The sequence below is a fragment of the Pseudomonas sp. FeS53a genome, from assembly GCF_000931385.1.
GTDB lineage: Bacteria > Pseudomonadota > Gammaproteobacteria > Pseudomonadales > Pseudomonadaceae > Metapseudomonas > Metapseudomonas otitidis.
Window position 1 is genome coordinate 120,554 of sequence record NZ_JYFT01000063.1, and the last position, 14,906, is coordinate 135,459.

Sequence of the window (14,906 nt, forward strand, 5' to 3'; positions counted from 1 at the left end):
GGCCAACCCATCGGACGGTGCCGGGCCAGACGGGCCGGGACTAGGCTGCGGACATTCCAGCCACCCGAGGAGACACCCATGCTGCCCCCGCGCCAGAGCCTGCCGTTGCTCGCCATGCTGCTCGGGGCCAGCCTCGCCCCCACGGCAGAAGGCGGTGGCGACACGCCCCCGGCGGCAGCCCCGGCAACCTTCAGCGTGCGTGGCAGCCTGGCCCCGGAACAAGCCGCCTTCAGCCAGCGCCTGGACAACGCCGTGCACAAGGCCATGGATGCCAAGGGCTACCGCTACCGCGAGCAGGAAGGCGACCTGGCGCTGTGCTACGGCCTGCCGGGGCCGCAGGAGGGTGACGGCTTCAGCCTGCGGGTGTTCGACGGCTTCGACGAGCGGCTGCTCTACGAGGCCCGCGCCGGCCAGCCCCTGGACAACCTGGCGCAGACCGACCTGGACCAGGCCATCGCCCTGCTGCTGCAGGACTTCCCCCTCCGGCGCGTGGGCTGAACGGCACATCCGGTAACAGCCTTGGCGCGCGCCACGGCCCGCATGGCGCTAAGCTCCGCCGATTTCCGCCAGGAGAACTCCCATGCGCCTCTACCTGCTCCCCCTGCTCGTTGCCCCGCTGTTCGCCCAGGCCGCCGATCCGGTCACCCTGGACGTCTACCGCGACCCCAACTGCGGCTGCTGCAAGGCCTGGATCAGCCACCTGCGTGACAACGGCCTGCAGGTCAACGACCACGTGGAAAACGACATGGTCGCGGTCAAGGAGCGCCTCGGCGTGCCCCACCGCCTGGGCTCGTGCCACACCGGCGTGATCGACGGCAAGTTCGTCGAGGGCCACGTGCCCGCCCGCGACGTGCTGCGCCTGCGCGAGCGCGCCGACCTGATCGGCGCCGCCGTGCCCGGCATGCCCATCGGCTCCCCGGGCATGGAGATGGGCGACCGCCAGGACGCCTACCAGGTGGTCGGCCTCGACAGCCAGGGCCGCGAGAGCGTGCTGGCGGAATATCCGGCACACTGAGCGCCCCTTTCCCAGCGCGGCCGCCCCAGGGCGGCCGCGTGCATTTCACGGAGCCGAAAATGGATTACTGGCAGGTCGATGTATTCGCCGAACGCGTACTGGCAGGCAATGGCCTGGCGGTCTTCCCCGACGCCCGCGGCCTTTCGGGCGCGGCCATGCAGGGCCTGACCCGCGAGCTGCGGCAGTTCGAGTCGATCTTCCTCGCGCCCGGTGCCGAGGCCGACCTGTTCTCCGCACGCATCTTCACCCTGGAAGAAGAACTGCCCTTCGCCGGCCACCCGCTCCTTGGCGCCGCCGCCCTGCTCCACCACCTGCATGCCCGCACCGAGAGCGCCACCTGGCGCCTGCGTCTGGGCGAACGTGACGTGCCACTGACGACCCGCCGCCAGGCCGGCGGCGGCTACCACGCGGAGATGGACCAGGGCCCGGCCCGGTTCGGCCAGGCACTGGACGCGACGGCCGCCGACGCCTTCGCCGCTGCCTTCAGCAGCCAGTGGGACCGCCGCCATCCGCCCCGGGTGGTCAGCACCGGCCTGCCCTACCTGCTGCTGCCAGTGACCGCCGCCGGCCTCGCCAACGCCCGCCAGCAGCGCCTGCTGGACGACGACCTGACGGCCATCGGCGCGGCCTTCGTGTTCCTCATCGACGTGGACGCCCGCGAAGGCCGCACCTGGGACCCGGCCGGCCTGGTGGAAGACATCGCCACCGGCAGCGCCGCCGGCCCGGTCGCCGCCTGGCTGGTGGAGCGCGGTCTGGCGCCTCGGGGCGAGCCCTTCGCCCTCGCCCAGGGGCGCTTCCTGCAGCGCCCCAGCCGCCTGGAAGTTCGCGTCGAGGCCGACGGCCACGTGCATGTCGGCGGCGGCGTGCACCTGCTGGCCCGCGCCACCCTGCTGCCGGCTCCCGAAACGCTGGCCTGACGACCGACCTGGCGCTCACGGCGCCGGGCGACAAGACTTGGGCGTTTGACGGCAGCGGAGGCAACGATGCGTTGGCAGCGCGCAAGACGCAGCGACAACCTGGTGGACGCCCGCCGCAGCGGCCTGCCCGGCAAGGGCCTGGGCCTCGGCGGGCTGGCCCTGGTGGTGGTGGTCGGCCTGCTGCTGGGGGAAGACCCGCTGACCATCCTCGACCAGGTGGCGCGCCAGGCCTCGGTGGCCACCGCGCCGCCCCACAGCGGCGCACCGGTGGGCGACGAGCAGGAGGTGGAGTTCGTCCGCGCCGTGCTCGGCGACACCGAGGACACCTGGCAGGCGCTCTTCCAGCAGGCCGGACGCAGCTACCCGGAACCGCGCCTGGTGCTGTTCAGCGGCGCGGTGGAGTCCGCCTGCGGCCACGCCAGTTCGGCGGTGGGCCCGTTCTATTGCCCTGGTGATCGCCAGGTGTACCTGGACCTGGATTTCTTCCGCGAGATGAGCCAGCGCTTCTCCGCCGCCGGCGACTTCGCCCAGGCCTACGTCATCGCCCACGAGGTGGGGCACCACGTGCAGACCGTGCTGGGCCTTACCGCCCGCCTCGACGAGGCGCGCCGCCGGGGCGCACGGCTGGAGGGCGCGAACGGCCTGCTGGTACGCCAGGAACTACAGGCCGACTGCCTGGCCGGGGTCTGGGCGCACCACGCGCAGAAGCGCCTGCAATGGCTGGAGCCGGGTGATGTCGAGGAAGCCCTCAACGCCGCCAGCGCCATCGGCGACGACCGCCTGCAACGCCAGGAGCGGGGCCAGGTCCGCCCCGATGCCTTCACCCACGGCACTTCGGAGCAGCGGGTGCGCTGGTTCACGGCCGGTTTCGAGAGCGGCCAGGTGAAGCGCTGCGACACCTTCGCGGCGCAGCGCCTCTAGGGCCTGATCAGCGCGCGGGAAGCGCCTCGGCCCGCAACAGGTCGAGCATCGCCACGCAATCGGGCAGGTGCCAGTCGGCCAGCTCCGGCCAGGGATTCTCCGGCAGGTTGACCAGCACCGTGGCGGCACCGGCCGCGCGGCCGCAGTCCAGGTCGAAGCGGTAGTCCCCCACCATCACCAGTTCCTCCGGTGCCACCGTCCACTGCTCGGCCAGGTGCAGCAACCCGCCCGGGTGAGGCTTGGGCGGCGCCTCGTCGCGGCCGAGGATGTCGGCGTGGGCGAAGCAGTCATCCAGGCCGATGGCCTGCAGGGTCAGCAGCGCCAGCTCACGGGCATTGCGGGTGAGGATGCCGAGGCGCACGCCCTGCTCGTGCAGGGCCCGCACCAGCGGAACCGCGCCGGTGGCCGGACGCGAGGCCAGGGCCAGTTCGCGCTCGTGCTCCAGCAGCCAGGCGTGCTTGGCGCGGGACTCGGCCTCCGGCAGGGCGGCCAGGTGATGGAGGATGTCGTCCTCCGGGGGGATGTCCAGTGCCCGGCGGATGGCGGCGAAGTCATGCACGGCCACCGTCAGGGTGCCGTCCATGTCGAACACCCAGTGCCGGTAGCTGGCCAGCGGCCGCGCCTGGCGGGCGTTCACTTCCAGTCCTCGCGCAGGCGGGTCAGGCCTTCCTGGGCCACCGAGGCCACCAGCTGCCCGGCACGGTTGAAGATGCTGCCACGGGAGAACCCGCGGGCATTGCCGGACCAGGGGCTGTCCATGGCGTAGAGCAGCCAGTCGTCGGCGCGCAGGTCGCGGTGGAACCACAGCGCGTGGTCGAGGCTGGCCACCTGCATGAACTTCTGCCACACCGAAACCCCGTGGGGCAGCATGGCGGTGGTCAGCAGGCCGAAGTCCGAGGCGTAGGCGAGGATGTACTTGTGCAGCGCGGCGATGTCCGGCAGCGAGCCATCGGCGCGGAACCAGACGTGCTTGACCGGCTCGCCGGGCTTGGGGTCGTAGGGGTTGTTGGCGCTGACCGGGCGGATCTCGATGGGCTTGGCGCAGAGGAACTTGTCACGCACCCGCTCGGACAGCAGGTGCGCATTGCGCTTGGTCAGCTCCAGCTCGCTCGGCAGGTTCTCCGGCCCCGGTACGTCGGGCATGGTGATCTGGTGCTCGAAGCCGCCCTCGTCCTGCTGGAAGGACGCACTGCAGGTGAAGATCTGCTGGCCCTTCTGGATCGCCGTGACCCGGCGGGTGCTGAAGCTGCCGCCGTCGCGCACCCGCTCCACCGAGTAGACCACCGGCAGGCTGGCATCGCCGGGGCGCAGGAAGTAGCCATGCAGCGAGTGCACATGGCGCTCCGGCTCCACCGTCTGGCTCGCCGCCGACAGCGACTGGCCCAGCACCTGGCCGCCGAACAGCTGGCGGAAGCCGAGGTCCTGGCTGACGCCACGGAACAGGTTCTCCTCGATGGATTCGAGGCTCAGCAGGGCGACCAGTTCGTCGAGCACCTGGGTCATGGGGTTCTCCTCAGCAAGGCACGCCGCCGCATCGGCCGTGCGGCGGTCTTCATCGTTCGGGGTGGGCCGAGCAGCGCGGCCGGAGGCAAATGATAAAGGTTCGGCCGCTTCGGGTTGAGGGAAAACATCGGGGATGTTCACGCCATTTCAGCGGGTGCCCCGTGCAAGCTTCATAGAGGCGACCGGCGGCACGCCCGCCCTCAGCGTCGCGCCGCCCAGTCCGCCTGGCTGATGCGATACAGCACGTGGCGCCTCAGGGGGTGACCCTCCGGCAGGCGCGGGTGCTCGAAGTCCCCCGCCTCGTCGCGGCGCATGCCCAGCCGCTGCATGAGCGTCCAGGACGGCTGGTTGGCCGGCACGGTGAAGGCCACCACCTCCTCCAGCCCCAGGGTGGCGAAGGCGAAGTCCAGCACCGCGCCTGCGGCCTCGCCGGCCAGCCCCTGGCCCCAGAAGCGCGGCAGCAGGCGCCAGCCGATCTCCACCGCCGGGGTGAAGGGCGCCTCGAAGCCCACGTGCAGCAACGCCAGCATGCCGGCGAAGGCGCCATCGCTGCGCTGCTCCACCACCCAGTGGCCGAAGCCGTGGGCCTCGACGTGCTCGCCCAGGCGCGCGGCCAGGGCGTCGCTTTCCGTGCGGTCCAGGCAGGCGGGGAAATGGCGCATTACTGCCGGGTCGGCGTTCAGTGCGGCAAAGGCCGGTGCGTCATCGTCGCGCCAGGGGCGCAGGCGCAGCCGGGGTGTCAGCAACTCGGGGGCGGGCATGGGCTTTCTCGGGGCGGGGCAAAGGCGCCTATCATACGGCCGCGCCCCGCCACGAGAACCCGCCGATGGACCTGCCGCTGGTCTACCACGACGACTACAGCCCGCCCTTCCCGCCGGAACACCGCTTTCCCATGGAGAAGTTCCGCCTGCTGTACCAGCACCTGGTGGCCAGCGGCATCGCCACCGACGCCACCCTGCACCGCCCGGCCCTGTGCCCGCCGGAGGTGCTGGCCCTGGCCCATTGCCCGGACTACATCGCCCGCTACCTGCAGGGCGAGCTGGCCCGGGAGGACCAGCGCCGCCTCGGCCTGCCCTGGAGCGAAGCCCTGGCCCGGCGCACCGTGCGCGCGGTGGGCGGCTCGCTGCTGGCGGCGGAACTGGCCCTGGAACATGGCCTGGCCTGCCACCTGGCCGGCGGCACCCACCACGCCCACTACGACTTCCCCTCGGGCTTCTGCATCTTCAACGACCTGGCGGTGATCAGCCGCTACCTGCTGGAGGCCGGGCGTGTCGGCCGGGTGCTGATCTTCGACTGCGACGTGCACCAGGGCGACGGCACCGCCCGCATCCTGGCCGACACCCCGGAGGCCATCACCGTCTCGCTGCACTGCGAAAAGAACTTCCCCGCACGCAAGGCCGAGAGCGACTGGGACATCCCCCTGCCCATGGGCCTGGCCGACGACGGCTACCTGCAGGTGGTGGACGACGCGCTGAACTACCTGCTGCCGCTCTACCAGCCGGACCTGGTGATCTACGACGCCGGCGTCGACGTGCACAAGGACGACGCCCTGGGCTACCTGCAGCTCACCGACGCGGGCCTGGCCCGTCGCGACGAAGCGGTGATGCGCCACTGCCTGGGCCGCGACATCCCGGTGGTGGGGGTGATCGGCGGCGGCTACGACAAGGACCGCGCCGCCCTAGCCCGCCGCCACGGCATCCTGCACCACAGCGCCGCGCGGGTGTGGCGGAGTGAAGGATTGGCATAAGGCCCATCCCGCCTTGGGTTCGGCATGGGCGGCAAACCAGCCCTCATTGGGCGCCAACAACGCGTTGGCTCGTTTTCCCGCGTGACTATCGGAAGCGCCTGATGGAATCGCCCTTGCCCAACCCGGCAGGCTCCGTCCTCCCAGTTCCAATGGACGGAGCCCCGCATGTTCAACCCCGCCAACCAGGCGCACTTCAGCCTCGACATCGAAGGCGCCAACCCTGACTTCAAGGTCCTCGCCTTCACCGGGCACGAAGCCCTCAACCAGCCCTTCCGTTTCGACCTCGAACTGGTCAGCGAGCGCAGCCGCCTCGACCTCGAAAGCCTCCTGCACAAACCCGCCTTCCTCGCCTTCACCCCCGACGGGCGCGGCGTCCACGGGCAGGTCTTCGGCATCGCCGTCGGCGAGATCGGCAACCGCCTCACCCACTACCACCTGACCCTCGTCCCCCGGCTCGCCTACCTCGCCCTGCGCCACAACCAGCGCATCTTCCAGCACCTGAGCGTCCCGCAGATCATCGGCCAGGTCCTCGAAGACCACGGCATCCTCGCCGACGCCTACCGCTTCCGCCTCGGCCCCAAGGCACCGCCACCGCGCGACTACTGCACCCAGTACGACGAAAGCGACCTGCACTTCATCAGCCGCCTCTGCGAAGAAGAGGGCCTGCACTTCCACTTCGAGCACCAGAGCGACAGCCACCTGCTGGTCTTCGGCGAAGACGCCAGCGCCTTCCCCAAGCTCGGCCGCTCCGTCGCCTACCTCGCCAACACCGGCCAGGTCGCCGACGAACCCGTCATCAAACGCTTCGGCCTGCGCATGGAAGCCCGCACTTTGCGCGTCACCCGCCGCGACTACTTCTTCGAAAAGCCCAGGCTGCTGATGGAAGCCGCCCACACCCCCCAGGACCACCTCCCCCAACCCGACCTCGAAGACTACGACTACCCCGGCCGCTTCACCGACCGCGATCGCGGCCGCCGCCTTGCCCGCCAGGCCCAGGAACGCCACCGCCGCGACTACCGCCTCGCCGACGGCGACAGCGACGAACCGCGCCTGGTCAGCGGCCACCTCCTCAGCCTCTCCGACCACCCCAAGCAAGAATGGAACGACCTCTGGCTGATCACCGCCCTCCACCACGAAGGCAAGCAGCCCCAGGTGCTGGAAGAGTTCGCCTCCATCGACGGCGTTGTGAAAAGCGCCAAAGGTGCCTTGCGCAACCTGGCCAGCAACGCCGCCAGCAAAGCCCTCGGCGTCTCATTGCCCACCGCCAGTGAACCCGCAACCCCCGACGGCGACTTCAAACAGGGCTACCGCAACCGCTTCCAGGCCATCCCCTGGGACGTCCCCGCTCGGCCCGACCTCAACCACCCCAAGCCCCGAGTCCTCGGCAGCCAGACCGCCGTCGTCACCGGCCCAAAGGGCGAAGAAATCCACTGCGACCGCCATGGCCGCATCAAGGTCCAATTCCACTGGGACCGCGAAGGCCAGGCCGACGAACACACCAGCTGTTGGCTGCGGGTCGCCAGCAGCTGGGCCGGCAACGCCTACGGCGCCATCGCCATCCCCCGCATCGGCATGGAAGTGTTGGTCACCTTTCTCGAAGGCGACCCCGACCAACCTTTGGTCACCGGCTGCCTCTACCACGGCGTCCACCAACCGCCCTACGAACTCCCCGCCCACAAGACCCGCACCCTGCTCAAGACCGACAGCAGCCCCGGCGGCGGGGGCTACAACGAACTGCGCATCGAAGACCGCAAAGGCCAGGAACAGATCTACGTCCACGCCCAGCGCGACTGGGACGAAAACATCGAACACGACCAGAAGATCCGCGTCGGCCACCAGCGCCACGACCGCGTCGAAGGCAGCGTCTACAGCGAATTCCTCGGCGAGCAGCACCACACCCTGCACAAGGACCGCAAGACCGAACTGAAGCTGGATGACCACCTCACCGTGGGCAACGAGCAGCACATCCGCATCGGCAGCAACCGGCTCGTGGAAGCCGGGCAGGAAATCCACCTCAAGGCCGGGCAGAAGCTGGTGATCGAAGCCGGCATGGAACTGACCCTCCAGGCCGGCGGCAGCTTCATCAAGCTCGACCCCGGCGGCATCACCGTCAGCGGCCCGCTGGCCAAGCTCAACGCCGGCGGGGCGCCGGGCAAGGGCTCGGGTATCGGCATCAAGCCGCCGGTGCTGCCGGGCAAGGCGGATCGAGCCAAGGCAGGCAGTGAGCTGGAGAAAGCCCTGCAGAACACCCCCACAGAGCCCCAGCAGCCAAAACGGATGTTCAACTTCTCGAGCTGAGCGCTCAGGACGCAATGACTCAAGGACCGGTAGACATGAGCGACACAACGAAGGTCAAGAACTGGAGTTTTCCCTTCAAGCCCAAGGCAGGGAAACTCGATCCCATCCAGCACCTGACGGCAATGGCCCAGGCAAGTGGCGGCTACTACCCGGTCGGCGCGAACGGCCAATGGCACGGTGGGGTTCACTTCGATGGCAATACTGAAGCGGTATTCGATCAATCCCAGGTGTGCTGCATCGCCGACGGCGAAGTGATCGCCTACCGGATCGACACGCGCCACCCCGAAAGCCAGTACTTCACCTCCGCTGGCGCATCCTTCAATGCGGTCTTTTCCCGAAGCTTCGTGCTGGTCAAGCATCACCTGGAAGCACCGGCAAAACCGACAGCAGCCGGCACGGTCCCCGAACCGCCGCCGTCCCTGACCTTCTTCAGCCTCTACATGCACCTGCTGAACTGGGAGGGCTACACCGGCACAAACGCCCCAAACCCTCCAGCCTTCATGGGGGAAACCCTCTACAAGGTGAAGGCGGACAAGGCCACGGACCCTGTAAAGGGGCTGCGCATCAGGGCCGAGCCACGCACCGGCCGGGTCGTCGCGCTGATCCCCAAGGGCAGCAAGGTCAGGGTCGGCGACGCCCACCCCATCCACAGTGGGTGGTACAGGCTCCTGGCGGTCGTGGAAGGCCGCACCCTGCCCGCCGTGGCGATCACGGAGAACATGTGGGTCTTCCCCGGGGAGATGGAGCAGACAGCCGAGGCCGGCATCTTCCTGGTCGGCGAGCGGGCCAGCGACCAGGAGCCCACCTTGGCGCCGGAAAAAGGGCTCAACGTACGCAAGAACGGCAACGGCCGCCGTGATGACCCCATCGTCGGCGTACTGCCCCTGGGTGCGACATTCCGCCTGGAGTCCTCCACGGGAACCTACTGCAAGCTGAAAGAGATCGTGGATGGCAAGGACATAGCCCCCCTCTCGCCCGACAGCGCAGGGAACATCCAGGGCTTCGTGCATCTCGGCTCGCTTGAAAGCACGCGCTCGGCGCCCGAGCCGAACAAGGTGTACGTCCTGCCAACGCCCCACCCGATCAAGGCTGGCGAACTGATCGGGCACCTGGGCCACTACCAGAACGAAAACGACCGAAGTCCACAACGGCTGCTGCACCTGGAAGTGTTCAGCTGCGAAGACGTACCCGCCTTCATCGCCAAAAGCCAAGCCTGGGCTGCCGGCCTTCCCGATGAGCAGAAGACCTTGCTCAAGGTCCACAAGAATGCGAGCAAACTTATCCCCCACCGCGACGACATCAACGCCAGCAATCCCCCGAAGATCAGCGACGCAGGAACGACCGTGGGCGTCGACCTGATCATCCCGCAAAGCCTGCTGGACGAACTCCCAGCCGACAGCAAGCTGCAAGAGAACACCACCTTACCGGGCAGTGCCACGCCCACAACGACCCGTTGGTGGCGGCTGGACAACCTGCTCGCCGACAGCAACGGCAACCCCATCAGCGGCTGGCTGGCCGAGCAGGACCTCATCACCACCCGCCACAGCCCCTGGGAGTGGGAGGGCTACGACTTCATTCAGGAAACCGGCAGTCCCGTTGGCAAAGCCACCTACTTCTACGAAGCCTGGCGCCGGCTTACCAACGAGGAAAGCGCCAACTACCGCGCCCTGGTCAGCCAGGAAGACCAGGGCCCGATCAAGGCGCGCCTGTACGACATCATTCGCCCCGGCGGTGCCAAGGGCCTGCTGACCGCCCAAGAAATAGGCCCCGCCCTAGCAAAACCCTGGCACGCCCAATCCATCGCACAACTGGTGACTCACTATGAAAGCGAGTGGTACTGGAAACCCGATAAATGGGACGAACTGGATCCCCTGATGGGGCATCTCCCGGGTATTGATCCGAATCTCAATTGGGCAAGTGAGAAGGAACGCATCAAGAAACTTTGTTGGTGGGCGGAGATGGCGGATAAGCATGGGATTAGTGACGATGGGAAGGCTTGGCATTTTCAGCCGTGTGCTTTTTTAATTAATTTAAACCAGGCAACCAAGAAACCCCCATTAATTAAACAAGGAAGAGTCACATTTGATGCCGAAGGAAATGATATACCCACCTCTCCATTCTTCAGCCGAGTAATTCACTGGCCAGGAAACACCTTGTCAGGGGTTACCATTGGCCGAGGCTACGACATGGGTTTTAGAACAGAGCAAGAAATCTATAACCATATGACAGGTGCTGGAATTGAGCACGAGCAGGCAAGCAAGATCGCTCAAGCATATGAAAAGCAAGGCACTAACGCCCAGCACTTCGTAATAAATAATAAAGAAAGCATCGGAGAGATAACTAACGAACAACAAATCAATCTATTCAACCTTATATATCCAGTATACGTAGAACGTGCCATTGAAAACTATAATCATTGGACCGCAAACGAGCCGGACAGGGTTGAATGGCCAGATCTCAATCAAACAATAAGGGATATTCTGGTTGACTTTGTATATCAGGGCTTTACCAAGGGAGCGAATCCGATGAAAGCAGGAATGCGAAATAACAAGGAAGAACTAATAAACTACATAGAAAACACGCAAGCCATTAGCCAGTATGAACCAGGCCGAAATAGGGCAAACTATCTTAGAAACAACTAGAGAGCAGCACATGAAAAGAAAATTAATAAAAATATTAATTTTTACACTTCCAACAACTGGAAGCGCCGCAGAGAACCCCTGTAAAAACATTCAGTACTCACAGCAAGTCGCTCAATGTGCGGAGTACGAAAAAGAAAAATACGACAACCTCCTTAACCTCTCTTACAGGGCAGTAATTGAGAGAATAAAGGCCCAATATGCTAGTTCACCAGAGCTCTCAAAGCAGTACATTGACACGCTAAAAAAGGCACAACAAGCGTGGATAAAATTGCGTGATGCCGACTGTAAGCTTGAAGCATTCCAAATAGAAGAAACCGCAGAAGCCCATCAAACAACAATAAACAGCTGCATATCTAGGATGAGCAAAGAGAGATCCACATATCTAGAGAAAATATCCCCAACATATGGAACGCAATCATAAATTAAGCCAAAACCCCATCGTAAACCCTACTTACTTTTTACGAATTCCAGACCAATCAGAATCTATCACACACTAATCCAGAGAACCATTGAGGGAAATACCAAAGGGCAGACCACCTAATCCCTCATATATCAGCACCCAGAAAAATGAAGAGAATCATCAAAAGAATCATCACCCTTACAATAATAATCCACACAAAAACCTCACTCGCACACACATCCATAAATTTTTACGAGTCAAATCAAGGCATAATAAGCTTATCAAAAACCGAAAACACATATACGTTACTCGCAATAGCGGGAGGCCGACCTGCAGGAGGTGCCACTGCAGGAAACTGCATAATCATGGCTAAACTCAAAGACACTGAAAAAGTAATTAAAGGCAAACTCTATCCGTTCAAGTCATCATATTTTAGCTATGATGAAGCCTCATCCAATACCCCACCCATAACCCTAGAAAAAAGAAGCAAATCAACCATATTCATAGAAGTTGACACATTTGGAATATGCGGCTTAGGAGTTACATTTACAGATATATATTCTTTACAAGAAGCACACACCAGAAGTTACAAAGAAAATTTTCTTGAAACGCTTAAAATAACTCATGAGATAGCCCAAAACCTATATCAGAAGGGTGACAAACAGGGTGCGATAACAATAATTAAGCCCTACGCAGAAAATATGCCCATGCACTGGATAGAAAATTCAGCTAGCGGCAATGAAATATGTGATTTCATAGAGAAATATGCTTCTTTTTTACAGCTTTCAGGCCAACCAGAAACTGCCATTAACTTCCTAAGAAAAATATTATAAGAAAGACCAGAGAGAACGGCCGCATGGCTGAATTTAGCCGACACTTACTGGAGTGCAAAAAAATTCAAAGAAGCACGTGAGAGCTATAGAAAATACAGAATTCTCATGTCAACTAAGAAAAGAGAAAAAACCATACCCCAAAGGGTTTACGAGCGCTCACCATAGTCCCCAACAAGACACAATCAAAAAAACCAGCCCTGGATAAAAATATCCGACATATTGTAATTTTTTATTAAGACCTTGAAAAAGCAATAGCTCTCCACCAATGACAGCCATTAATGACAGCAATCAATTCAAGAAAATACAGGATGAAGAGAGAGCACTTAATTAAGCGATTATTTTTTATATTTGTAGTTACCACCCTCACCCTGAACAGTCATGCAGAAGAAGAACTATCCATAAAATCCAGACTAGAGAATAAAAAATAGAAGTAAACTTAATAGACACAGGACAAGACTTCTACGAGCTTGACATAAAAATTAATGGAATACGCAAAATCCACAACAACGAACTAATCCCAAGTAAATCTGTTCGCAACAAGGGAGGGCTGAAAATATTTCGTGGCGCAGCAATTGCAAATGAGCACCTTTTATTGAATTTTTACTTCTGCAGCCCTGATACGGCAATTTGTCTTGATCGGAAAATTTTCATAAATCTTCTAAGTGAAACCCTCGATATTTCTCGCGAAGAAACGATAGCGTTTTCTGGAGAGTTAGCTGTAAGGAGCGTTTTCTTTAAGAGCCCACCCATGCCGATAAAGTCAATTAATTACAAAGAGTTGCTAGAAAGCAATGATCTCGCGAGAAATTCGTTCAAAAAATATTATGGCTCATGTCTATCAAGCATTGCAGGCGACCCAATTAGCTTAATAGTTAATGAACTAGAAAGCACCGCCCCAAAGAAGTGGATATTTGAGAAAAACTGCATAACACCCCAACTTATTATGGCATTGCTTTTTCAGAAAGAGCTTTCCACGAAAGCTGCAGAGCGTTACTTAAGGAAAATTAATTTTTAGCAATAACAACAACATCTTCAAACCAGCACTACCCACCATTAAAATCGAAAGCTAAAAAATTTGGGCTCCGCATACTTACCAATAACATCGAAAACACTTACGGATGAAAACACATCTAAAGACACTATTCCGCATGCTAATTTTATCCTTAACCTTAACAAACAAAGCGCTAGCACTAACTGCGACTGCACCCGCCCCACGTTACATCGGAGAGCTTCACCCTCCGGTAGTGGTATCTGAAGACAACAAAAAACTGGTCGTATATTTTTTGAAGAGCAATTTCAAAAACAGCATTTCAGAAGCACACATAGCAGCAGGCGAAATTTTTTACGTCCAAGTCCACCCCCTAAATGCCGACCTTAAATACATTTGGAAGATTGAGGGCGAAGAAGTTACCTCAGTATTCTTTTACGATTGGAAGACACCCAGCAGAGCTGGGAAAACAATGTACGTTCTAACTAGAAGCCCCATTTCAAGCAATCATTTTAATGGCGTTTTATATTCAACATTAGCGATACCTATAATTTCGGAGGGAGACACATTGTCACTCATTTTCTTTCCTGGCGACCCTCAGGACCCAAAACTCCAAAGCTGCTATGAGGGCATCTACCTAGAGACAAAAAAAGCAACCAACTGCACTTATAAGAACGCAGGTGCCATCAAAAAATATCTTGCGGACCAAGATAAATAGCCAAGTGACCTTTAGTCATATTCGATAGTGGTTATAAGTATTTGCAGGACGCGGGTATTTTTCAGGTGCGTTCATCCGGCGCGCTGCCAAGGACTCCCGGATCGAATGAGTAATATCTACGCCGGCTTTCTGAGTGATCTATGTGTATCGTGTTATATCTCAATCAACGGCACTCCAGTGAACCAGCACTAAAGCCCTACTTCGCGGATTGAGACAATTCATTAATGAAATCTCGATTACATTTTCAGAGCTATATGGAGCCACCTGCGAATGAGCATTTCCAAATCACTCTTAATAGCAGTGCTATTTTTCTCTACCACATGTAAAGCACAGTGCAACCTAGTAAACGATGAAAAAATAAGCAATCCCATAAAAATATCCGAGTCCTTATATGTTGTCTTTGGCAAAGCGCAGCTACCAGAAGAAGGACCTTCTGAAGAAAACTATCAAATCACCCTATCCACTTATAACTGCATCACAAAAAAACTTATAGAGTTCGACCGACTGCACTATTTAGCAAACCCTGGACGAATCGCCGGGGCTACTTTTATAAACAACCCCAGCAAGAGCGGAGAATTTTTATTTATCATTCAAGCCACAGAAATAAGCAACACAGCGACAGGAGTGAACTATTCAAGTGACTACTATAGCGTTCGCGCATACAGAAAACACAACCTAGAATTTAAACTGGAAAATGCTCAAACAAATTTTTTCGGTGCAGGCGGGGATATATATGACGAAAAAGAAAACACAACAACCTACCACTTCCCCTATAAAGATATCGCGACAATAAAAAAATAATCACCACCAGAGATTATTTCGATTTAGTTTCTGGAAAAACTATCAAAAAAGAAATACTTCAAAAAACCTACTTACACGCAGAACCCCTAGAGAGCAAAAGTACAAACAAATACTTAGTCGAAG

General features: G+C 59.8%; 13 protein-coding genes. 10 read left to right on the forward strand and 3 right to left on the reverse strand.

Features of this window, described 5'->3' with window-relative positions:
* The first annotated feature begins 78 nt into the window (after positions 1–78).
* The 4 genes from SZ55_RS20240 to ypfJ all read left to right on the forward strand — a co-directional run bounded on the left by SZ55_RS20240 (position 79) and on the right by ypfJ (position 2,853).
* Positions 79–498, forward strand: coding sequence for a DUF4136 domain-containing protein (locus tag SZ55_RS20240; protein WP_044410595.1), 420 nt, complete (start codon positions 79–81; stop codon positions 496–498).
* A gap of 82 nt (positions 499–580) precedes the next feature.
* Complete coding sequence (locus SZ55_RS20245; RefSeq protein ID WP_044410598.1) at positions 581–1,015, forward strand: DUF411 domain-containing protein; 435 nt, start codon at positions 581–583, stop codon at positions 1,013–1,015.
* A gap of 59 nt (positions 1,016–1,074) precedes the next feature.
* Entirely contained in the window at positions 1,075–1,932 is an 858-nt protein-coding gene (locus SZ55_RS20250; protein ID WP_044410601.1) for a PhzF family phenazine biosynthesis protein, read from the forward strand.
* Between the two features lie 66 nt (positions 1,933–1,998).
* The gene (ypfJ, locus tag SZ55_RS20255; RefSeq protein ID WP_044410603.1) at positions 1,999–2,853 is read left to right on the forward strand and encodes a KPN_02809 family neutral zinc metallopeptidase; all 855 of its coding nucleotides are present in this window, start codon (positions 1,999–2,001) and stop codon (positions 2,851–2,853) included.
* A 7-nt stretch (positions 2,854–2,860) separates the two neighbouring features.
* Here ypfJ and SZ55_RS20260 read toward each other — a convergent pair whose 3' ends face one another.
* From SZ55_RS20260 to SZ55_RS20270, 3 genes are all read right to left on the reverse strand, one after another.
* Positions 2,861–3,490: an HAD family hydrolase gene (locus SZ55_RS20260; RefSeq protein WP_269082612.1), complete on the reverse strand. Its 630-nt coding sequence runs from the start codon at positions 3,488–3,490 to the stop codon at positions 2,861–2,863.
* Positions 3,487–4,356, reverse strand: a complete 870-nt coding sequence (gene tesB / locus SZ55_RS20265) for an acyl-CoA thioesterase II (protein ID WP_044410606.1) — start codon at positions 4,354–4,356, stop codon at positions 3,487–3,489. The genes SZ55_RS20260 and tesB overlap by 4 nt, the downstream gene beginning before the upstream one ends.
* Positions 4,357–4,556: 200 nt before the next feature.
* Positions 4,557–5,117 (reverse strand): GNAT family N-acetyltransferase, encoded by a 561-nt coding sequence (locus tag SZ55_RS20270; protein WP_044410610.1) that lies wholly within the window; start codon positions 5,115–5,117, stop codon positions 4,557–4,559.
* A 65-nt stretch (positions 5,118–5,182) separates the two neighbouring features.
* Between SZ55_RS20270 and SZ55_RS20275 the strand changes: the two genes are divergently transcribed.
* The 6 genes from SZ55_RS20275 (at position 5,183) to SZ55_RS28165 (ending at position 14,783) form a co-directional block, all read left to right on the forward strand.
* Positions 5,183–6,103: a histone deacetylase family protein gene (locus tag SZ55_RS20275; protein WP_044410613.1), complete on the forward strand. Its 921-nt coding sequence runs from the start codon at positions 5,183–5,185 to the stop codon at positions 6,101–6,103.
* Between the two features lie 165 nt (positions 6,104–6,268).
* Positions 6,269–8,401 (forward strand): type VI secretion system Vgr family protein, encoded by a 2,133-nt coding sequence (gene tssI / locus SZ55_RS20280; protein ID WP_044410616.1) that lies wholly within the window; start codon positions 6,269–6,271, stop codon positions 8,399–8,401.
* Between the two features lie 35 nt (positions 8,402–8,436).
* Positions 8,437–11,043 (forward strand): hypothetical protein, encoded by a 2,607-nt coding sequence (locus SZ55_RS28530; RefSeq protein WP_044410619.1) that lies wholly within the window; start codon positions 8,437–8,439, stop codon positions 11,041–11,043.
* 10 nt (positions 11,044–11,053) lie between these two features.
* Positions 11,054–11,464 carry a lysozyme inhibitor LprI family protein gene (locus SZ55_RS27650; protein ID WP_082078304.1) on the forward strand — a complete coding sequence of 137 codons (411 nt, stop codon included), beginning with the start codon at positions 11,054–11,056 and terminating at the stop codon, positions 11,462–11,464.
* Positions 11,465–11,610: 146 nt separating this feature from the next.
* A complete protein-coding gene (locus tag SZ55_RS28160; protein ID WP_152644524.1) occupies positions 11,611–12,276 on the forward strand; it encodes a hypothetical protein in 666 nt (221 codons plus the stop codon).
* Positions 12,277–14,252: 1,976 nt separating this feature from the next.
* Positions 14,253–14,783 (forward strand): hypothetical protein, encoded by a 531-nt coding sequence (locus tag SZ55_RS28165; RefSeq protein ID WP_152644525.1) that lies wholly within the window; start codon positions 14,253–14,255, stop codon positions 14,781–14,783.
* Positions 14,784–14,906: the final 123 nt, after the last annotated feature.

Coding starts and splice junctions, on each gene's coding strand:
- SZ55_RS27650 (WP_082078304.1), top strand. CDS start 11,054: ATGAAAAGAAAATTAATAAAAATATTAATTTTTACACTTCCAACAACT.
- SZ55_RS28160 (WP_152644524.1), top strand. CDS start 11,611: ATGAAGAGAATCATCAAAAGAATCATCACCCTTACAATAATAATCCAC.
- SZ55_RS20245 (WP_044410598.1), top strand. CDS start 581: ATGCGCCTCTACCTGCTCCCCCTGCTCGTTGCCCCGCTGTTCGCCCAG.
- tssI (WP_044410616.1), top strand. CDS start 6,269: ATGTTCAACCCCGCCAACCAGGCGCACTTCAGCCTCGACATCGAAGGC.
- tesB (WP_044410606.1), bottom strand. CDS start 4,356: ATGACCCAGGTGCTCGACGAACTGGTCGCCCTGCTGAGCCTCGAATCC.
- SZ55_RS20270 (WP_044410610.1), bottom strand. CDS start 5,117: ATGCCCGCCCCCGAGTTGCTGACACCCCGGCTGCGCCTGCGCCCCTGG.
- SZ55_RS20275 (WP_044410613.1), top strand. CDS start 5,183: ATGGACCTGCCGCTGGTCTACCACGACGACTACAGCCCGCCCTTCCCG.
- SZ55_RS20240 (WP_044410595.1), top strand. CDS start 79: ATGCTGCCCCCGCGCCAGAGCCTGCCGTTGCTCGCCATGCTGCTCGGG.
- SZ55_RS20250 (WP_044410601.1), top strand. CDS start 1,075: ATGGATTACTGGCAGGTCGATGTATTCGCCGAACGCGTACTGGCAGGC.
- ypfJ (WP_044410603.1), top strand. CDS start 1,999: ATGCGTTGGCAGCGCGCAAGACGCAGCGACAACCTGGTGGACGCCCGC.
- SZ55_RS28530 (WP_044410619.1), top strand. CDS start 8,437: ATGAGCGACACAACGAAGGTCAAGAACTGGAGTTTTCCCTTCAAGCCC.
- SZ55_RS28165 (WP_152644525.1), top strand. CDS start 14,253: ATGAGCATTTCCAAATCACTCTTAATAGCAGTGCTATTTTTCTCTACC.